This is a genomic window from Pseudanabaena sp. PCC 7367 (genome assembly GCF_000317065.1).
Lineage (GTDB): Bacteria > Cyanobacteriota > Cyanobacteriia > Pseudanabaenales > Pseudanabaenaceae > Thalassoporum > Thalassoporum mexicanum.
The window spans coordinates 1599629-1618722 of the sequence record NC_019701.1 but is presented as its reverse complement, the minus strand read 5'-3'; the positions used below and the strand labels follow the sequence as shown (position 1 = coordinate 1618722).

Genomic DNA, 19094 nt, shown 5'->3' with positions numbered 1-19094 from the left:
TGCTACCGAGCATTCATCCGACGCGGAATTGCCTGGTTATAAGTCTGGCTGATTTGCTCAAGGGGCAAGTCGATCGAAGATTGCGAATCATTGCCGATCGTGATCGTGAAATCACTATTACGATCGCCTACGGCACCAATTAATTGCCAATGATCACCCAGATGTTGCTTGAGATAAGCCTCCCAGGCTTTTTGATCACTGGGCTGAACGGAAACCACAATCCGGCTGGCTCCCTCCCCAAATAGCAACTTCAGGATGGCAAGTTGATCAGGTGATGGATTCCCAGCCAAAGGTAAATTAATTTGTGCGGCAAGATCGCCAGCAATACAAGACTCAGCGATCGCCACCGCCAAACCACCTTCCGCACAATCGTGGGCAGACCTAAGCCAACCCTGGGCAATTCCATCTCGACAAACCGCCTGGACTTGCTTTTCTAGTTCAAAATTAACTGGCAATGGCCGCCCCGCCACTTGGTCAGCTACGATCGCCAAAAATTCTGAAGCCGCTAGGGTTACCGATGCCGGATCAATTGCGCCAATTAAATAGATTAAATCGCCAGGATTTTGCCAGCCCTGGGTGCAGGTTTTCGTAAAGTCTGCCACCAAGCCCACCATGCCAATGACAGGCGTAGGATAAATTGGTTTAGAGTTGCCATCACTATCGATCGTCTCGTTGTAGAGCGACACATTACCGCCCGTGACCGGTGTACCCATCTCTCGGCAAGCAGCAGAAATCCCCTTACAGGCTTCCGCCAATTGCCAATAACCAACGCTATTTTCTGGGCTACCAAAGTTGAGATTGTTCGTAATGGCGATCGGCTCTGCGCCTACACAAGCCAGATTACGCGCTGCTTCCACGACTGCCAGCTTGGCTCCCTCATGGGGATCGAGATATACATATCTGGCATTGCAATCGACCGTGGCTGCGATCCCCACCCGTTGATTTTCCAGGGTAGGTAAGGCCAACTCACCCACCCCAAAATCTAGATCGCGCACCCTGATCACCGCCGCATCGGCAGCCCCCGGCATCACCACCGTATTATTCTGCACCTGATGATCATATTGACGATAGACCCATGCCTTAGAGGCGATCGCCGGACTATCGAGCAATTGCAACAGGGCTGATGCTGGTGCGATTCTATTACTAATATTACTAAGCTCAACCAGCTCACTTTCCTGCCATTGCCAGGCTTTAACCAAATAATCTGGTGGATCAGACTGTTCGCGGTAATAGATTGGGGTGTTGTCGGCCAGAGCCGTAGCCGGAATTTCCGCTGCTGTTTTGCCCTGCCACAAAATCCGCACGATCGGCTCAGCAATTACCTGCCCCGCCACGACTGCATGGAGCCCCCAGCGATCGAAAATATCAATTAACTCCTGGGTGCGATCCTGGTGTGCCACAAACAACATCCGCTCCTGAGATTCCGAGAGCAAATATTCATAGGCACTCATGCCAGTTTCGCGGGCGGGGATTTTATCCAGGTCTAATTCAATCCCAATATTGCCCTTGGCCGCCATCTCCGAAGTAGAGCAAGTTAACCCCGCCGCCCCCATATCCTGAGCGGCCACCACTGCCCCAGTTTTAAAGGCTTCTAGGCAAGCTTCAATTAAGGACTTTTCCAAAAAAGGATCGCCAACTTGCACGGCAGGTCGATCTTGCTCGGATTTGTCGCTCAGCTCAGCACTGGCAAAACTCGCCCCCTTCATGCCATCTCGGCCAGTGGTCGATCCCACATACAACACAGGGTTGCCTACGCCAGAAGCGCCAGCTTTAACGATCTGCGGGGTTTCCATAATCCCGATCGCCATCGCATTTACCAGCGGATTGCGATTATAGGCCGGATCAAAATACACCTCACCGCCGATCGTCGGCACGCCCACACAATTACCATAGCCAGCGATCCCACTGACCACCCCATTGACCCGATCGCGCACCCAGGGATCAGCCAGATCGCCGAACCGAAGCGAGTTAAGAATGGCGATCGGTCTGGCTCCCATCGTGAAAATATCGCGCAGGATGCCACCGACACCAGTGGCAGCACCTTGATAGGGTTCGACCGCAGAGGGGCGATTGTGGCTTTCGATTTTAAAACAAATGGCAATCTCATCGGTGAGCTTGATTACACCAGCATTCTCGCCAGGGCCCACCAGAATGCGATCGCCCTTGGTGGGAAATTGACTCAACAATGGCCGTGAGTTTTTGTAGCAACAATGCTCCGACCACATCACGCCAAACATACCCAGTTCAGCTTTATTCGGATGCCTGCCCAAGCGCTGCACTAGCTCCTTATATTCATCGGGCTTGATCCCCTCGGCAGCGATCTCAGCAGCAGAAAAGGGGGCAGTATTTTTATCCATGAAAGCCAATTTAATATTCTCACTTAAAGCTAGTAACAAAGGCGATTAGCCCTATATGCCAGATTATATCGGCTTATCAATATCTACACCAAGGTCAATGCTGATAATACCAAAGGCACCAATCAATAGTTTTTGAGCGAGTTGGAAGAGGTATTGCGCTTGAGAAACATACCTGTCATCCCTGCCGTACTAATTTGAAAACCCACCTTGGCATAGAAAGGCACCATATCGGGTAGGCAGGCCAGTTGAAATAATTCGACCTTTTGCAATCGCGGATGATCCAGCACCTCCCGCAGCAATCGCGTCCCTAAGCCCTTGCCTCGCATCTCTGCCGCCACAATCACATCAAAAATAAATGCCCGATAAATATAATCCGTGAGCACCCGCGTAAATCCAACTAGTTTGTTAGTTTCCAGCTCACACAAGCCGACCACGATGTCGCATTGCTGCAACATTAAATTAATATCTGGCAATTGCCGCTCCTTTGCCCACCAGGTGGTTTTATAGATTTCTTGCAGGTCTTGCATTTGCGCTTCATTCAACGTGGCGATCGCTGTGACTTGTAATTCTCCGCTTGTCATAAATTTGCCAGCCATAAACTTATCTACGTCTTGAATCTAAAACCAAACTCTAGTTATTTTTATGCTGATCCTGCCAGATATTATCTATAACCCACTCAGTCAGCCAGATCTATCTTGCAACCTTAGTTCATTAGTTCATTAGCTCATTAGCTCATTAGTTAGTCTATCTGCATCTATTCAAGCCAATTACACCCTGAAGCAGGATAAAGAGATTAAAGCAAAATGTGCTTGCAGTAATTAATTGCCATCACTCATCAAGAAAAGCCACCAATTCTAAATTTAATAATCGTTTCTTACACCAATGTTGAACCCTTACAAGGGAGCTATTGCGATCGCCCAGAAAACTAAACATTAGCTAATCACTTAAAGTCACTCTCCTTTCACAATTGGCTGCTAAATATACATTGTTGCTATTTTGGGATGCCATTTGGTGTTATGTGACAGCAATTAGCGTCAAGCAAGCTAATTTTCAAGGAGGCAATCAATGTCTAAATTTAATCTTAATGCTAATTCCAAAGGTGTAGATTCAGTAGATATAGTCAGGCTTTTGGTCGCTATTTTCATTCCTCCCCTCGGTGTGTTTTTACAAGTGGGCATTGGCACACAATTCTGGATCAATCTATTGCTAACATTCCTGGGCTATGTTCCTGGTATCATTCATGCTGTATGGATTATTCTGACCAGATAGAATTTATCTAGCATTATGACTCCTCCAGAAATACTTTTAATTTTGCTGATCGCGGCGATCTGCGGCGGCATTGGTCAAACCATGGTTGGCTACTCCGCCGGCGGTTGCATCAGTGCGATCGTGGTGGGCATCATTGGTGCCTACGTTGGTATTTGGCTCGCAGGATATGTCGGTTTGCCGCCTATTTTTACAATTACAATCAGCGGAAATGCTTTCCCGATCATTTGGTGTATTGTGGGGGCAGCCATTTTTTCTGCCGCCTTGGGTTTGGTTAATCGATTGATCGTTGGTCCTAGGCGTTAGGCTAGAAGTCAGGCGTAAGTTAATTAACCCCAAATTCAAAAAATCAATGCAGATTGGTAATAACCAGGAATTGCAGGCAAAAGCACTAGAGGTCGCCGAGAATAAGTCTTTTTGGCTTTGGTGGAAGAGGCTTGCAGCCGTGGTTGCGATCATTAATTTTGGGCTGGTGCTATTCAATCTCAGCTATGTACCATTGCGAGATATCTATCTGCGCGAGATCCCGATCGTGGTGCATTACTATGATCCGATCAAAAATATTGAGCCTCACCCCGACACCGAGCAATATTTAGATACGGTTGATGCGCTTACTACCCAGCTAGCCACCAATGAGCCCAGTGAGCCCAGTGAGCCCAGTGAGCTACGATCGCCCCAAATTATCAATCTGCTCTCTGATTTACGCCAGCAGAGTCAATCATTACTCGATCGCAATCCTTTCATTGTCGCTAACAAGTTTGGTACTTTTGCGCGATTACGGCGGATTATGCAAGCACAGATGGGCACTAATTCCGCAGCCGAAGCCTTCAAGCAGTTCTGGAGCCCAACCTATTTAGAGGAAGCTGGCATAAGTCAAGCGCTGGCTTTTTTTGATGCCAAAGTTCGTCCCCTCCTGGCGATCAATTATTACCGCAGTATCGATATCAATGGTGATTTTATTGATAACTTCTGGCGGATCGATATTTTCTTTGTGGTGTTTTTTGGTGCTGAATTCCTGCTCCGGACATTTATTCGTAGTCTACGCAAACCCACAGTAAGCTGGTGGGATGCCATACTGCGTCGTTGGTATGACTTGATTATGATCACGCCAATCTGGCGCTGGCTACGCATCATTCCCGTGGTGGCCAAGTTGCATCAATCGCGCTTGATTAACCTGGAGCGGATTATGGCACAGGTTACCTATGAGCCCGCCGCCTATCTGGCCGATCGCGTCTCTCAATTTCTTCTGGTGCGCCTAGTCGATCAGGTGCAGGATTCGGTTAATCAGGGTGAAGTGGCCAGGATGCTACTACAAGATGGCAGCTATATTCAGGTTAGTAACATCGACAAGATCGAAGCGATTAGCGATCGCCTGTTGCAACTAACAATCTACAAGGTGGTGCCGCAGATTCAACCAGAATTAAAGTCTTTTTTGCGCCACAGCCTGGAAGAATCCTTCAAGCAGTTTGAGTTTTATGAGGGGTTAAAAAACTTACCTCTGATCGGAATGCTGCCCCAGGGAGCCACCGATCAACTGGCCGATTACCTGAGTCAATCGATCGGCGATGTGATGGCGCTTTCCTATGCCGATGAAGAGGGGCGCGAATTGCTCGATCGGCTCACTGAGCAGGTTAAGCAGGTTTTAAGAACTGAATTACAGGATGTGGCCACCCAGAAAGAGCTACAAAACTTGTTATCAGATTTGCTGGAAGAACTAAAAATCAATTACTTCAAACAATCGAGCAAGATCGACCCAGAAGCAATTATGACCGAGGTCGATCGGATGAATCAGGCAATGGAAGAAGGCGAGACAGAAGATTTAGGGGCAGGCGATCGCTGAAACACACCGGATCATACCCCCTGATTAAAGCGATTAATTGTGTTAAAAAACAACATATTTTCATTTATTGAACACATTTAACCAATTTAAATGCTAGATTTGTATTGAGTGAACCTAACTTTTAGGAGATAAATCAATATGAATCTACTTAAATCTGGCTTTTCGATCTGCGCTGGCACTGCGATCGCCCTGCTGGCAACCCCCATCCACGCCACCACCCCGGAATTACAAGCCGCCTATTGCACCCAGAATTGGCAGTTAGTCTATGGGATCGCCATGCAATATAGCAGTCAGTCCAGTGATGCTCAGGCTGCGGCGCAATGGCGAGATTATGCGGCGCATATTTTAAATTATGCAGATGGCTCGTTATTTCCCTCCACCGAGGAGATCGCCGCAATGGGATGCACTGTTAGTGACATTAGCGCCAGTGAGATTAATACCAGTACAAATGCTACAAATATCACCGATCAGACTGATCAGAATTGTGGCATCACCACCGCCGATGGTCGCCAAGTGACGCTAGATTTCTGTAATCAGCCCAGTACCTACAACCCAAATCGATCAACTCGCAGCACCACTTCACCTACCCAACCAGCCTATACTGGCAACTGTCGTTATTCCTGGCAACTGGATGCGGCGGGGCGACGTTGTGGCAGGCGGGCTGCCGATCAAAAATCCGGTGGCTATTAGCAGTATCTCTCGATCGCAAAGAAAATAAAGTCAATAAAAAAGGACGACATAATGCCGCCCTTGCCTAGATGTGTGAGCGATCGCCATTGGCAAATCGCCTCATCTGAGATGGGTTTTCCTCACACACTGCTGGTAATCAACCAGCTAGGTCAGATTGAGTTAGTTGGATTAAGTTGGTTAGACTTGCTCTTTTATGACGTGGCGAAGTGGTGGTGGGTTCCGTTAAGTTTGGAGTGAGCCAGAAATCAACTCAGGCGCAAGTTAGATCAATTCAGAGAGATCATTGAGTTCAAAATACTGATGAAACTTGTCGGTTACCTGGAGCCAGAACGATCGCCCATCCGCTTGACGGCGCTTACGCACAAATCCCTGTGCCACTAATTCTTGAATATGTTGATAGGCACTCGAACCGCGTAGTTCAACCAGATCCACCTGGGTGATTGGAGCCTTCAGGGCGATCGCCGCCAGGGTTCTAAGCGCTCCACGACCAATATCAGCAGGAATAATTTTTTGCACCAGGTCTTCAAACTCGGTTCTGAGGCGCAGCGCAAACCCCGCACTGGTTTCAATAATTTCCATCGCGCTATCCCGCTGGGCATAATCAGCAATTAATTCAATTAAGCCCTCTTCCACATCCGCCAATTCACAGCCCAACAGCTCGGCGATCGCTTCCAGGTGCAGCGGTTGCCCTTTGAGATATAACACCGCCTCCACCTTTTGCTTCCAGGAGGCTGATATTAGTGGTGATTCGGGTAGTGATTCAGACAATGGTTCAGACATAGCAAAATCCCTTCATGCACCAAATTAGGTCTGGGCGCTTAACATAATTGCTTAAAATAATTAACAAGTGCCGATCGTGAGGCCATTCCATAGACTGACTGCTTGCATAAATGCTCAAATAATTGCCACGCTTATGATTCTCTCGTTTCAATAATGGAGCAATACAGGAGCAATACTGGACTTTTGCAAGAGTTCTCATAGCTCAATGATCGAGAAATAGCAAAGCTAATCAAACTTAATTAGGGCAATAATTGAATTAACTGGATTAAGTTATGTAGTTTATACCAGGTTAGCCACGGTTTGATGTATTCATGTGATCTGACCCAAATTTAGACTGGTACATTTAGTGCATTTAGCGATCGGCAGATCCGAATCAACATGCCCAAATTGACCATATGCCCATATGCACACCTTGATCGCAGCTACTTCACCTACCCTCATTAGCAATATTAGATATAGCAAAGGAGCAAGAAAACCATGCCAGATGCCATGATGTATTACCAGGACAATTATGTGATGCTGTCGCCAACGATGGAGCAGGAGTTCTTGACCCCGCCAGAGCTGCGCCAGAAATTGAGTGATTTACTGGCTAATATGCAAGACCAATTGCCGCGCGATCTGCAAAAATTCGATCGCCTTGAAGCCCAGGTTGATTGCTTGATCGATACCGCCTGTGAGCTAGAGGTTGAAGATCAAGGCACCTGGCAATGGTATGTGGTGCGCTTGGATAAATGAGGATAAATGAATGTAGGTAAGCGAATAATGAATTTGGACTTTGGCTTAAATTGCTTCATAATCACTAACGGGCGTAATGTCGCATCTCATCACGGTTATGCTCACTTCTGTCTATCCAAATTTAAGCAGCCCAATTAAGCAGTAATATTAAGCAATAATATCTAAACAATAATGTCAGCACCAATTCCCACCGGCAACTATTCCCAAGACAAAGAAATAGTGCGCGACTATTTCAACAGCAATGGTTTCGATCGCTGGCGGCGTATTTATGGAGAGGGCGAAGTTAGCAAGGTACAGCGTGATATTCGGGTTGGGCATCAACAGACCGTCGATCATGTGTTGCGCTGGCTCAGGGCTGATGGCGCATTGGTGGGGATGAGCATTTGTGATGCAGGTTGTGGCGTGGGTAGCCTTAGTTTTCCGCTGGCTGCTGCCGGAGCCCAGGTTTACGCCAGTGATATTTCGGCCAAGATGATCGCAGAAGCGCAAAGCCTGTCGCCTGACCCCGAAAACCCGAAGTTTGAAGTCAATGATCTTGAGGGCATTTCGGGCGAATATGACACGGTAATTTGTCTGGATGTGATCATTCACTACCCCTTTAATGAAGCGGAGGAGATGATCAGACATTTGGCCTCGTTGTCTCGATCGCGTTTGATTATCAGCTTTGCGCCCAAAAATCCTTTCTATACCATGCTCAAGCGGATTGGTGAATTTTTCCCTGGTTCCAGCAAGGCCACCAGAGCTTATTTACACCCGGAAAAGGCGATCAAAAAAATACTTGCCGATCTGGGGTTTAAGGTGAAGCGAAGCGAATTTACGGCCACTCAGTTTTATTTCTCCAGGGTGTATGAAGCGGTGAAATAGATCGCATGGTACGACCTTATGGAAGCATTTCTGCAAGCAGACCCAATTATTGATTGGCAGCATCCAGCGATCTTGGCACTGGCAGAGGAAATTGCTGCTGCACATGCTGGGGCAGATAATCAAGAAATTGCGATCGCCAGGGCCAGTTTTGAATGGGTGCGCGATCGGATTTATCACAGTGGCGATGATCAAATGAACCCGATCACCTGTTCTGCTTCGCAGGTGCTGGAACATCAAACCGGATTTTGTTTTGCCAAAAGCCACCTCCTGGCAGCAATACTGAGGGCAAATGGCATCCCTGCTGGATTTTGCTACCAACGGCTCAGCCTTGACAATCGCGGTGCACCCTACAGCTTGCATGGCTTTAATGCCATCTATTTAAATGAGTTTGGGTGGTATCGGGTCGATCCCCGTGGCAATCGTGACTTTGTAGGTAAAAATAATCAGGATGCTCTGAATAGAGTTGCCATACTCAGATTGCGGATCGATGCCCAATTCACGCCACCGCACGAACAATTAGCCTACACACCGCAGATAACCGGGGAAGCAGATTTTGAGAATATTCTGGCCTCCCCCCTGCCGATCGTGGTGCAGGTATTACAAACCCATCGCACCTTGGCGGAGCTGTGTGCCAATTTTCCTGATCTAGAGCCAGACAATGTGTCTACTTGCGACCGGACAAGCGCTAATTTGTTCACCAGTAACCTATCCGGTCTGTTAGGTTAAGTAGAGCAAAAAAGGTATTGCCTAATTACCAAAATTAGAATGAGCTATAGGGGGAATAGCTACCATAGCCGGATCGTACTTTTCATCTAATCTGACCCATACATTAAATACATAAATACATTATTAGAGAGGATCAGAGCCGATCGCCTTTTTAGCTATGCAAATTTAGTACAGCGAAATCATATCTTTAAATGGATTACAGTCAATTTATTGCTGAGTTAGGGCAAATTGAAACAATCACCAATCCCAGCCAGGTAGCCAAGCTATCGGAGGACTATTTCAAATTCAGTCCGGTTTTGACCCAGCAACTGACTGGTAAGGTAGGCGATCTGGTGGTGCGACCGAACAACGAAGCAGAAGTTTTGCAGATTGCTAGGGCTTGCGTCAAACATCGCATACCGATCACCGTACGTGGTAGTGGCACTGGTAATTATGGCCAAGCTGTGCCGCTCCAGGGCGGTGTAATTCTCGACACCAGCAAAATGCAAAAAATTCATTGGCTCAAACCTGGTCTAGCCTTTGTGGAACCGGGCTTAAAGCTGGGCAACCTGGATAAACAAGCACGACAAATTGGCTGGGAATCGCGGATGGTGCCCTCAACGGTGCGGACTGCCACCGTGGGTGGGTTTATTGCTGGCGGCAGTGGTGGGATTGGCTCGATTTTGTATGGTCAATTGCGCGATCGCGGTAACCTCAAGGCAGTGCGGGTGGTGACCCTGGAAGACGAACCAAGGGTAATCGAGCTACGCGGCGATCGGGTACAAAAGGTCAATCATGCCTATGGTGTCAATGGCATTATCACAGCGCTAGAAATCCCCCTGGCTCCTGCCTATGCCTGGGCTGAATGTATTGTTGCCTTTACAGATTTCATGGCCGCCGCCCATTTTGGTCAGGCTCTGGCCACCAGCGATGGCATGATCAAAAAACTTGTTAGCGTTCATGCCGATCCGATTCCGACCTTTTTTATACCACTGCGGGAATATATACCGCCCCAAGCCCATATAGCCCTGGTGTTGGTGGCAGAATCCGATCTAGAATCCTTTAAAGTTTTAGTTGCAGAACATGGCGGCGATCTTTGCTATGAAAAAGATGCCCAGGCCGCCAGTAAAGGAACTAGCCTGGTGGAGTTTTCCTGGAACCACACCACCCTCCATGCCCGTAGCGTCGATCCTGCGCTCACCTATTTACAAAGTGGTTTTCCCGCTGATCCAGATTTAAAATTGGTGCAGCATATGCATGAGCATTTTGGGGATGAAGTAATCATGCATTTGGAGTTTGTGCGATCGGCTGGTGAAGTGGTGCCCGGTGCGATCCAGATTGTGAGGTTTACTGATTGCGATCGGCTTGATCAAATCATCAAATATCATGAAGAGAATGGTGTATTCATTGCTAATCCCCATACTTATATTCTGGAAGATGGTGGCATGAAGCAGGTGAATCGGGAACAACTGGAATTTAAACAAATGGTTGATCCCTATGGCTTGATGAATCCTGGCAAAATGCGAGCTTGGTTTGAACAAAGTGGAAAGTAAACACTAACTTGCTGATAGCAGCCATGCCACCGTTATCACGATTAAATAGCAATTACACAATTCGTCCTGCCCAACCCAGGGACAGACAAGCCTTGCAAAAGTTGATCTGGGCATTTACCAGAGAAGAATCCTGGGATTATGAAATCAAGCTTTCCCTCTTTCTACTCAAGCCTTTTCTAGTTTGCATTGTGCTACTGGCAGTGCTTATTTATCTGCGTTTGGGATTAGACATAGACTCAAATTTAATCAGACTAGGGGCGATCTTTTCGAGCCTGGGCTTGTTGGTTAGCACGGCGGCCTTAATTCAATATTTGGCCTATTTATTTGGTGAAGCCTGGTTCAACTGGTCGAAATATTGGGTAATTGAAGCGCATGAATCGCCTATTGCTTTAGATTCAACAAATTCATCGAATCCGCCAAATTCGATCGAGTCTACAGCGGCAATGAACAAAGACTCTAGCGATCGCCAATCAAGCCAATTAATTGGTTGTGCAGCCCTTTCTGGGGGTAAGAATTATCGGGTGATCTATCAATTATTTGTGACCCCATCTGATCGCGGCCAAGGACTAGGCGCAGCATTAGCCGATCGTCTGTTGCAAGAAGCCCAGCCAACGCCTGTTTATTTAGTCTGTAAACCTAAAATGCAGAACTTCTATGCCCGGTTTCAATTCAAACCGATCGATTGGCAAGACCTGCCCCCACCGATCAAGCAGGGCTTTCTTTCCTTTAAGCCCGATGGTATCTATCCATTGCAAATTATGACCTTTCAACAAGAAGAAAAACCGCAAGCCTAGCGGGGGATCGCCCTGGCAATATAGGAATTCACTTCCGTAAAACGTAAATCTTTACCTTGCCTGACTACCGTGGCCTGCCACTTGGATACGCCATTAATGGGCCTATGGCTATAATTAATCTTTTCATAGGTAGAGCCACCCACATTGGCGCGATCGCCCTGTACATTCACAAACTCGACCACGATCATGTTGCGGTAGTAGTCATAGCCAAGAAACACATCTTCTAGCACGCGGCGATATTCCGCCAGGCTGAGGCTAATTTTTTCGCCATCTTCGCTGGTAAATGAGACGGTTGCATCCGGCACAAAGGCGGCTAGCATTTTCTCGATGTCACGCTGGTTGGCGGCCGTTTCTGATTGTTGTAAAAATTGCTTGATTTCAGCTTCGGAAATTTGGGCGGGTTTGGTGGCAATCAGGTTACTGGCGATCGTGATGGGCTGAGGAGTAGTAGGGGCGATCGCTGTCCAGCTTGGTAGTTGGCGATCGCTGAGATCAATTACTCCCGCATAGGCTGGCATACCAAAGCATAACCACCATCCCAAACTAATCATCAAGATTAATCCGGCCAATAAATTAATGGAAAGCAAATCAAACCGGAATTTATGATCGATGGGCATATGCTTTGTATGCTGCGTGATTAGATTAATTATGGCAGAACTAAACATCAGCTCTTGATGGAGAGCATCATGCAATTGCAGCCCAAGCTTACTTAAGCAGCACTGAACATTAAATCCTCCTGCAAATACTCAAAAGCACGATTAATCTAGGCGATCGCCATCTATCCATTATCCATTAGTTGTTTAAATTAAATCTGCCATACACCCATCCCCAGCAAAAAATTACTCTTGCCAGCTTTCAAACAACTCCGTCAGCGGTTGCTCTAGATCCTGAATGTCATCAAAGATGCGATTAAAAATGGCATCAATTTCCCCACCCTCGATCTGCAACACCGTGGGATATTGCTCCAGAAACTCAATCAACGAAATTTTGTTATCATCAGCCAGCGAAGTTACGATCGCCCCGCGCAAAGCCTGTACCGTAGCCGTATCAACCCTGGGCGGATGGAACACCCTACCCACATCCTTTAGTACCAACTCCATTACATAGGTATTGAGCAATCGCTCCGCCACCCGTAGGCTCACCCCATGCTCATTTAAATCCAGCTCAGTAGCCAGCATTTCCTGGATCTCATCGGGATCAAGGTCAGTTTGATTCAACACTGTTTTAAGCGTTGAAGATTGCTTGCCAGTGTCGGCAAACTCGCGTAGTTCATCCACCTGAATTGATTGTTCGATCGGCGGGAACCGAAACGTAATTTTATCAGCGGCTTTGGCGATCGACGGCATGGTTAAGCCAGCCACCAGAGGCATTACAAAAAGACAATTACGCAATAATCCAGAAAGCGATCGATTTGACTGATTCATCTGTTGACTTGATCCCCCCAATTGCATTGATTTAAACATTTTCAACTTAGTTGCTCTTTGATGATTAATGATTAATATTCTTTGATGAGTCTGTGGCAATAATGCCCAGGTTAAAGTAATGGCGATCGCCTGGCTGGTTTAAAACCATTAACAATGGATATGGCGATGACTGATTTTGTTATGCATCATAGTCGAAATCAGCGATCCAAAAGTTTCTGGTTTCCGCAAAATCAAGCCAACCTCTCTGTATTTATGCTTTTCGATCTTGGTAGAATTGACTCGATCGAGCATAATTTCATAACCACGAGCCAGCAATTGCGAATCATGCTATTGTTGCCTACTTTGGATTAGACAATTTTCTTCACCACAAGCGATCCAATTAGGCGAAGTGCATTTTCAATTAAGCAAGCTAAAGTATGGATATAAGATTTAATCAGATCGTGATCCAGCAAATTAGACGTTTGCGGTTTGATGCTTAAATTTAGATTTAGTTAATTAAAACTCGACTTGAGGAGAAATTAGCCATGAGCAATCCAGAGGATAAGTTTGGTAATTCTAACCCCGAAGATCGATCGGCAGAGCCGCAGGATCAAACGCAAACTCAGCAACAAACTCAAGTGGACAACGATGAGGGCGTAAAGGCCGATACCAGAGTGGAAGAGTTTACGGTTAGTGGTAGCGATCTGGTAGATAAGGTAAAAGAACTGTTGCACCAGGGCAACATTCGTCGCATTATCATCAAAAATGATGAGGGCAATGTGTTGCTTGAAATCCCGATGACTGTGGGTGTGGCTGTGGGCGCGATCGGGGTGACAATGTTCCCAATCCTGGCAGCTTTGGGGGCGATCGGGGCGCTGGTGGTTAAGCTCACCCTGGTGATCGAACGGAAAGAATAAACCAATAATAAAATAGGCTCATAGGGCAAAGGTTTGCCGATTTTTTGACACAGCAAATAGGCTTCAGACATGAAGCAGTCTTTTTAAGATCAATAGCTGAAAACATTCATTTCACGAAGACTAAAGTCCCATTTTTAGTAAAAAATATTTGGGTCATGGATACATCACAAAAAACGGCCGAACATAATAATTCATCCACCAAGAATATATCTGGTGGTAATTTAGTAAAAAAATTTGATGCCCTAACCTCAATATGGCGTGAAGAAACTGCCTGTTTCTCATCAATAACTAAAATCATTAAGCATCCTGCTTACCAGGAAATTATCAATATAGGAGCAGAAGCTGTCCCACTGATCCTTAATGATCTTGAAAAAGAGCCAGATCATTGGTTTTATGCCCTTTATAAAATCACTGGCACCAACCCGGTGAGTCCTGATAGCAATTTTGAGCAAGCAGCTCAAGAATGGTTGCAATGGGGCAAAGACAAAGGGCTAATTTAGTAGGATGCGCAAAGATTCTATTTCACTTGAGTTACGTTTCCCGAACTCAAAAAGAGCAGATATAGTGTTGAAAGCCAGAGAACAAAAGCTTATAACTGCGTTGCGTGGGCTGCTGGAGTTAGCGATCGCCCTGATCTGTAATACCCAGACCAGCGATCGCTAGTGATTAAAAAAACTCAATAAGTCAAAGGCTATGGCTTAACCGTAACCTTAGTACCGACCTTAACCATTTCATATAGCTTGATCACGTCTGCATTAAGCATTCGCACACAACCGTGGGAAACCGCCTGACCGATCAAATGCTCGTGGGGGGTGCCATGAAATGCCGAAAAGTTGCGGCCATCAGTCCAAAAGTCGATCGCCCTTGCGCCCAGGGGGTTATTTGGCCCTGGCTGCATCAATCGACCCGAAAAGGGATCCATAAAAATAGGATCGGTTTCTTTGTTTAAAACCGTAAACTCACCCACTGGTGTTTCCCAACCTGGCTTACCCACTGCCACCGGGAAACTGGTTGTGAGTACATCGCCCTCATATACATAAACACGGCGATCGCTGAGTTTGAGCACCAAAGAAATCTCACGGCTGGTTTCTTCCAGCAATGCAGTGGGATTCAGCGGCGCTAGCTCTGGCGCAAAAGAATCAATATTAATCGAATTAATACTGTGGTGTGATTGCTCAATCTGATTGCTAGCGGTGGCAAACGAGTTGATTGCTTCAGCAAATACTGGCGATCGGCCTACCCCAAACCCAGATAATGCAAAAGCAGACGCAGCAATACTCAATCCGCGCAGGAACTTACTATTCATTTTCTCCCCAACCATTTCTACTGTTCTAAATCTAATTCGCTATAGTCCTGGCCAAGCACTGGCACATCTAAAACCATATTTTAGATATATTTTCATCAGGCAAAGCTAGATTTAGGATGAACGTACTACCTACAATCGTAAGGGTAGCCACCAAAAATTGGCAATCCTTAAACTAAATAATTATGATGGTGCGATTTCCAGTTCTTAAGAATATAGGAATTATAGAAATAAGCAGCGAGTTGTGCTTAATAAGTAGTGTGTATAGCAATTTGTCTCAGTTCAGATTAGACAAAGTTTAGATTAAACAAGATTAAACACCAAAAATTTAGACAACGATTGTTGGAACTTGCATAATGCTCAGGATGTTAGTAGATTTAGGTAGGCGATCGTGCTGACTGAATCACACTTCAGTAGACTTTGCACCTCAAATCACGGGGCATATAGGCCATACGGTAACCATCATTAATTAGTTGCTGTATTTATTAGCTAGCTTGTTTGTTAATTAAGCTTAGTGATTAAATTAAGTATTAGTCGAGACCACGTAAAGAGAGCTAGGCGCTAAAATAGCAAATAGCAGCAAAGATATTGTGTTGCTTGGGGCTTAAATCTGCAATACTCAGCAATATTTAATCATATGTTGCGATCGAAAATCATTTGCAAAACCTGACCACATTAGCAGAGTCAAGGTTTTGGTTATTTAGGTGGCTGAGTTCTAAATAACCGCAAAATTGCGCTAGAGGAGTTATCCCTGCTTGATGTCTAATGAGAAAGGGCGTAGGACAGCAATATTTTGAAGAGACATAATCCTACCCCTTCGGTTTAGTTACATCCAGTTCTAGTGGAAGGGATTTATAGGCATGACTACCCGTTATCAGCAGGCTTTACAGGCCTATGCAGAAGGACGGTATGAGGATGCAATGCAGCAGTTTTCTGAGCTTCTGTATGAAGATCCTCGTAATCCAAAGTTGCATATTTGGCTAGGTGCCACCTTTCGCAAGGCTGGCAAAATTGAGTATGCGCGGGTGCAATACCAACAGGTTTTAACTCTTACCGACGATCCAGATTTGTTGGATATCGCTAGAACTTCGTTGGCTCAAATTCAAAATAGTGCAGTTGAGGCGATCGCTTCCGATACTACCGGCAACACGGGTAGCACTAGTGGTGGCTTGGATCTCAGCAGTGGTAGCTTGAATGGGCTCGGTGACACCAGCAGCAATGGCCTGGTGGAAACCGCAAATATTGTGGATGAGCATCAACTAATCGAAGATCCCGATACCACCCAAATTGCACCAATGGCTAATACTCCGGGGGGCGTAATCCCACCACCTGGCTCTGCCGCACCGATTAACCACCAATCTTTACAGCCACCAGCTCAGCCACAACAATCAGCCTATGCGCAGAATGGCAATCACCCAAGCGCAGCGATCGATGATACTTCGGCTCAGGTAGCAATAGGGGCAAATAAATCAACTAGAGCGAAATCAACAAGGTCTACATCTAAATCTACTAAATCTACCGCCAAGCCATCTGTCCGGACGCGCAAGCCACAGAGCAATCAGGTACCAAGAAAATCGGACACGCTCAGGCCATCGAGCTTGAAACAACGATTTATTTTTTCAGCATTTGCAGTTGCAGCAGTAACCGCTGCCGGAATTGGCTTTTTGGCCTATCGACTTAATCAAACCAAAATTGCGCAAACAACCGGTGAAACCAGGGAACTGCAGGCAACTAGCCTGGCGGGTCAGGTTGGTAGCTTCATGCAGCAGCAATATAACAGCACCCAGATGTTGGGTAATCTGATGTCGTCTAGTAATTTACGCCCCAATCAACCTCTCTCAGCAGGGCAGAAGCAATGGTTGCAAGGTCGATTAGATTTGTATAACCAGGCATTTAGCAGTTTTGATAGTATTGCTCTGTTTGATGTGAATGGCAATCTGGTGGCACAGGCTAAGGATTCGATCAACCCGTTGCCGATCGCCCCGGAGATGCTGGCGCAAATTGTTGCCGCTCCTGCGAACGCGCCGCAAATTGGCGAATTAATCGAAACCGAGCAGGGCTATGCGATCACTTTAACTACGGCGATCGTCAATCCGACGGCGCAGCAAGTGGCATTGATATTAAGAGTGCAAATGCCAGTCGAGGCACTCAGTAATGCGGTAGATAACCCAGGCAATCAATATGCGGTGATTGATGATAGTGGCAGTTATGTAATTGCAGAAGGAATCGGCACAACTGGCACCAATGCCACCGCCACCTATCCAGAATTAAGCCAACTTCTGGCCACCAGCCAGCCAAATGTAAATGGGATTAATACCTCCGGTCAAACCCTTGCTTTTGCACCAACCCCTTCCACCACCACACCACTAGATTTAAATTGGGCAGTCCTAGTCAATGCCGATCGCGGCTTAGGAATCAGTGACAACTTTATTATCTATTTAGCTGCGGCTGGTTTGGCTCTGGTTGCACTGATGGGCATAATTGCGGCGATCGCTTCCAAAAGCATTACCGATCCACTCAAGCAAGCCAGTGAGGCAGTCCGCCAGATCGCCCGTGGCAATTTTAATATCAAACTCAAAGAAAGCAGCAAAGATGAGATCGGCATCCTATCTGCCAATATTAATCATCTTGCCACCGAGTTTCAAAGCCTATTGCAACGGCAAAAACAGGAAAAAGAACATCTCCACCAGCAAGTGTTGAAATTGTTTAAAGCGCTGCAACGGCTGGCGGGGGTTGAAGCAGGTGAGGTGCAGATTTCCGGCGATAGTTTGGGCTTGATTGTCAACAAAATTGAAACCAACCTGGTGCAAAAAGAAGCTGAGGCCAATCGCCAGCGGCAAGAGAAAGAAAAGCTGCAACAACACTTAATTGAGATTTTGAGTGATGTTAGGGAGCTGGCCAGGGGCGATCTCAGCGTGCGGGCAAGATCAACCGATGGCGACATGAAGAGTGTTTCCGAGTTTTTCAATGCAGTGATCAATGGCTTACAAAAAATAGTTGTCAACTCCAAGGGCTTTGTTGCGCAAGTGGATCTATCGATCGGTCAAAACCAAACTGCCGTGAATCAATTAACCGCCGATGCGATTAAACAAGCCAATGAAATTACCAAAACCCTTAACTCTGCGCAACTGATGACAATCTCGGCGCGATCGATTAAAAATAACAGTGCTGAGGCATCAACAGCGGTTAAAAATGCCATGACTACGGCTACAAGTGGCAACGAAGCGATCGAGAATACAATGCAAAGTATTTTGCGATTGCGGGCCACCGTAGCAGCCACAGCCAAAAAGATTAAGCGCTTGGGTGAATCATCCCAGCGAATTTCTAAGGTGGTTTCATTAATCAATGAAATATCTGTGCAAACCAACTTCCTGGCGATCAATGCGGGGATTGAAGCTAACCGCGCTGGGGAAGCTGGGGCTGGTTTTGGGTCGGTCGCCGAAGAGGTGGGTGAGTTAGCAGCGCGTTCTGCCAGTGCAGCCAAGGAAATCGAACAACTGATCAATGGCATTCAAGCAGAAACAGGTGAGGTAATCAATGCGATGGAAAATGGCACTACCCAGGTGGTCGAAAGTACCCAACTGGTAGAAGAATCCAAGCAAAGCATTGCCGAGATCGTGGCTGTGTCAGAGCAAATTGATGAATTGATTAACACGATCTCAGAAACCACTGACTCCCATGCTAATACGGCGGAATGTGTGTCGGGGTTGATGCGGGATCTGGCCAAGGTATCGGGGCGTACCGCTGGTTCATCGAAGAAAATTTCGGATTCATTTAAGGTTGCAGTGCAAAACATCGAACAATTACAACATTCGATGTCCAAATTCATCGTTGAATAATCTAGACACCCTGGCTGAGCAATGCTAATCGAGTAGCGATCGCCAAAC

Annotated in this window: 18 protein-coding genes; 12 read left to right on the top strand and 6 right to left on the bottom strand. The window is 46.5% G+C overall.

The window, feature by feature from the left end:
• Window positions 1-2 precede the first annotated feature (2 nt).
• Together purL and PSE7367_RS06275 are read right to left on the bottom strand one after the other, a co-directional pair.
• Window positions 3-2357 carry a phosphoribosylformylglycinamidine synthase subunit PurL gene (gene purL / locus PSE7367_RS06280; protein WP_041698351.1) on the bottom strand — a complete coding sequence of 785 codons (2355 nt, stop codon included), beginning with the start codon at window positions 2355-2357 and terminating at the stop codon, window positions 3-5.
• Between the two features lie 122 nt (window positions 2358-2479).
• A complete protein-coding gene (locus PSE7367_RS06275) occupies window positions 2480-2938 on the bottom strand; it encodes a GNAT family N-acetyltransferase (protein ID WP_041699167.1) in 459 nt (152 codons plus the stop codon).
• A gap of 484 nt (window positions 2939-3422) precedes the next feature.
• Here PSE7367_RS06275 and PSE7367_RS06270 point away from each other — a divergent pair, with 484 nt between their 5' ends.
• The 4 genes from PSE7367_RS06270 (at window position 3423) to PSE7367_RS06255 (ending at window position 6153) form a co-directional block, all read left to right on the top strand.
• The gene (locus tag PSE7367_RS06270) at window positions 3423-3626 is read left to right on the top strand and encodes a YqaE/Pmp3 family membrane protein (RefSeq protein ID WP_015164535.1); all 204 of its coding nucleotides are present in this window, start codon (window positions 3423-3425) and stop codon (window positions 3624-3626) included.
• A gap of 15 nt (window positions 3627-3641) precedes the next feature.
• Window positions 3642-3929: a GlsB/YeaQ/YmgE family stress response membrane protein gene (locus tag PSE7367_RS21090; protein ID WP_015164534.1), complete on the top strand. Its 288-nt coding sequence runs from the start codon at window positions 3642-3644 to the stop codon at window positions 3927-3929.
• Window positions 3930-3975: 46 nt separating this feature from the next.
• Complete coding sequence (locus PSE7367_RS06260; RefSeq protein ID WP_015164533.1) at window positions 3976-5463, top strand: hypothetical protein; 1488 nt, start codon at window positions 3976-3978, stop codon at window positions 5461-5463.
• A gap of 138 nt (window positions 5464-5601) precedes the next feature.
• A complete protein-coding gene (locus PSE7367_RS06255) occupies window positions 5602-6153 on the top strand; it encodes a hypothetical protein (RefSeq protein WP_015164532.1) in 552 nt (183 codons plus the stop codon).
• 261 nt (window positions 6154-6414) lie between these two features.
• Here the strand turns inward: PSE7367_RS06255 and scpB are convergent, their stop codons facing one another.
• Complete coding sequence (scpB, locus tag PSE7367_RS06250; protein WP_015164530.1) at window positions 6415-6933, bottom strand: SMC-Scp complex subunit ScpB; 519 nt, start codon at window positions 6931-6933, stop codon at window positions 6415-6417.
• Between the two features lie 477 nt (window positions 6934-7410).
• Here scpB and PSE7367_RS06245 point away from each other — a divergent pair, with 477 nt between their 5' ends.
• From PSE7367_RS06245 to PSE7367_RS20250, 5 genes are all read left to right on the top strand, one after another.
• On the top strand, window positions 7411-7668 hold the full coding sequence (locus tag PSE7367_RS06245; protein WP_015164529.1) for a CRR7 family NDH-1 assembly protein: 258 nt from the start codon (window positions 7411-7413) through the stop codon (window positions 7666-7668).
• 171 nt (window positions 7669-7839) lie between these two features.
• Window positions 7840-8532: a magnesium protoporphyrin IX methyltransferase gene (gene bchM / locus PSE7367_RS06240; RefSeq protein WP_015164528.1), complete on the top strand. Its 693-nt coding sequence runs from the start codon at window positions 7840-7842 to the stop codon at window positions 8530-8532.
• Window positions 8533-8550: 18 nt separating this feature from the next.
• Window positions 8551-9258: a transglutaminase-like domain-containing protein gene (locus tag PSE7367_RS06235; RefSeq protein WP_015164527.1), complete on the top strand. Its 708-nt coding sequence runs from the start codon at window positions 8551-8553 to the stop codon at window positions 9256-9258.
• Between the two features lie 191 nt (window positions 9259-9449).
• The gene (locus PSE7367_RS06230) at window positions 9450-10790 is read left to right on the top strand and encodes an FAD-binding oxidoreductase (protein WP_015164526.1); all 1341 of its coding nucleotides are present in this window, start codon (window positions 9450-9452) and stop codon (window positions 10788-10790) included.
• 23 nt (window positions 10791-10813) lie between these two features.
• Window positions 10814-11584, top strand: a complete 771-nt coding sequence (locus PSE7367_RS20250; RefSeq protein ID WP_015164525.1) for a GNAT family N-acetyltransferase — start codon at window positions 10814-10816, stop codon at window positions 11582-11584.
• Here the strand turns inward: PSE7367_RS20250 and PSE7367_RS06220 are convergent.
• Window positions 11581-12201, bottom strand: coding sequence for a Cif family virulence factor (locus PSE7367_RS06220; RefSeq protein ID WP_015164524.1), 621 nt, complete (start codon window positions 12199-12201; stop codon window positions 11581-11583). The two genes, PSE7367_RS20250 and PSE7367_RS06220, sit on opposite strands and share 4 nt — an antisense overlap.
• A gap of 222 nt (window positions 12202-12423) precedes the next feature.
• Entirely contained in the window at window positions 12424-13008 is a 585-nt protein-coding gene (locus PSE7367_RS06215) for an alpha/beta hydrolase (protein WP_198013446.1), read from the bottom strand.
• 524 nt (window positions 13009-13532) lie between these two features.
• Here PSE7367_RS06215 and PSE7367_RS06210 point away from each other — a divergent pair.
• Entirely contained in the window at window positions 13533-13904 is a 372-nt protein-coding gene (locus PSE7367_RS06210) for a DUF4342 domain-containing protein (RefSeq protein ID WP_015164522.1), read from the top strand.
• A gap of 44 nt (window positions 13905-13948) precedes the next feature.
• A complete protein-coding gene (locus PSE7367_RS06205; RefSeq protein WP_156800353.1) occupies window positions 13949-14404 on the top strand; it encodes a hypothetical protein in 456 nt (151 codons plus the stop codon).
• A gap of 191 nt (window positions 14405-14595) precedes the next feature.
• Here the strand turns inward: PSE7367_RS06205 and PSE7367_RS06200 are convergent, their stop codons facing one another.
• Window positions 14596-15210, bottom strand: a complete 615-nt coding sequence (locus tag PSE7367_RS06200; RefSeq protein WP_015164520.1) for a L,D-transpeptidase — start codon at window positions 15208-15210, stop codon at window positions 14596-14598.
• An 857-nt stretch (window positions 15211-16067) separates the two neighbouring features.
• On the opposite strand from PSE7367_RS06200, the gene PSE7367_RS20245 reads away from it, so the two are divergent.
• Window positions 16068-19046: a methyl-accepting chemotaxis protein gene (locus PSE7367_RS20245; RefSeq protein ID WP_015164519.1), complete on the top strand. Its 2979-nt coding sequence runs from the start codon at window positions 16068-16070 to the stop codon at window positions 19044-19046.
• Window positions 19047-19094 lie beyond the last annotated feature (48 nt).

Bases quoted from the DNA above. Each gene is read 5' to 3' on its own strand.
- purL (WP_041698351.1), bottom strand. From the start codon at position 2,357: ATGGATAAAAATACTGCCCCCTTTTCTGCTGCTGAGATCGCTGCCGAG.
- PSE7367_RS06275 (WP_041699167.1), bottom strand. From the start codon at position 2,938: ATGACAAGCGGAGAATTACAAGTCACAGCGATCGCCACGTTGAATGAA.
- PSE7367_RS06270 (WP_015164535.1), top strand. From the start codon at position 3,423: ATGTCTAAATTTAATCTTAATGCTAATTCCAAAGGTGTAGATTCAGTA.
- PSE7367_RS21090 (WP_015164534.1), top strand. From the start codon at position 3,642: ATGACTCCTCCAGAAATACTTTTAATTTTGCTGATCGCGGCGATCTGC.
- PSE7367_RS06260 (WP_015164533.1), top strand. From the start codon at position 3,976: ATGCAGATTGGTAATAACCAGGAATTGCAGGCAAAAGCACTAGAGGTC.
- PSE7367_RS06255 (WP_015164532.1), top strand. From the start codon at position 5,602: ATGAATCTACTTAAATCTGGCTTTTCGATCTGCGCTGGCACTGCGATC.
- scpB (WP_015164530.1), bottom strand. From the start codon at position 6,933: ATGTCTGAACCATTGTCTGAATCACTACCCGAATCACCACTAATATCA.
- PSE7367_RS06245 (WP_015164529.1), top strand. From the start codon at position 7,411: ATGCCAGATGCCATGATGTATTACCAGGACAATTATGTGATGCTGTCG.
- bchM (WP_015164528.1), top strand. From the start codon at position 7,840: ATGTCAGCACCAATTCCCACCGGCAACTATTCCCAAGACAAAGAAATA.
- PSE7367_RS06235 (WP_015164527.1), top strand. From the start codon at position 8,551: ATGGAAGCATTTCTGCAAGCAGACCCAATTATTGATTGGCAGCATCCA.
- PSE7367_RS06230 (WP_015164526.1), top strand. From the start codon at position 9,450: ATGGATTACAGTCAATTTATTGCTGAGTTAGGGCAAATTGAAACAATC.
- PSE7367_RS20250 (WP_015164525.1), top strand. From the start codon at position 10,814: ATGCCACCGTTATCACGATTAAATAGCAATTACACAATTCGTCCTGCC.
- PSE7367_RS06220 (WP_015164524.1), bottom strand. From the start codon at position 12,201: ATGCCCATCGATCATAAATTCCGGTTTGATTTGCTTTCCATTAATTTA.
- PSE7367_RS06215 (WP_198013446.1), bottom strand. From the start codon at position 13,008: ATGAATCAGTCAAATCGATCGCTTTCTGGATTATTGCGTAATTGTCTT.
- PSE7367_RS06210 (WP_015164522.1), top strand. From the start codon at position 13,533: ATGAGCAATCCAGAGGATAAGTTTGGTAATTCTAACCCCGAAGATCGA.
- PSE7367_RS06200 (WP_015164520.1), bottom strand. From the start codon at position 15,210: ATGAATAGTAAGTTCCTGCGCGGATTGAGTATTGCTGCGTCTGCTTTT.
- PSE7367_RS20245 (WP_015164519.1), top strand. From the start codon at position 16,068: ATGACTACCCGTTATCAGCAGGCTTTACAGGCCTATGCAGAAGGACGG.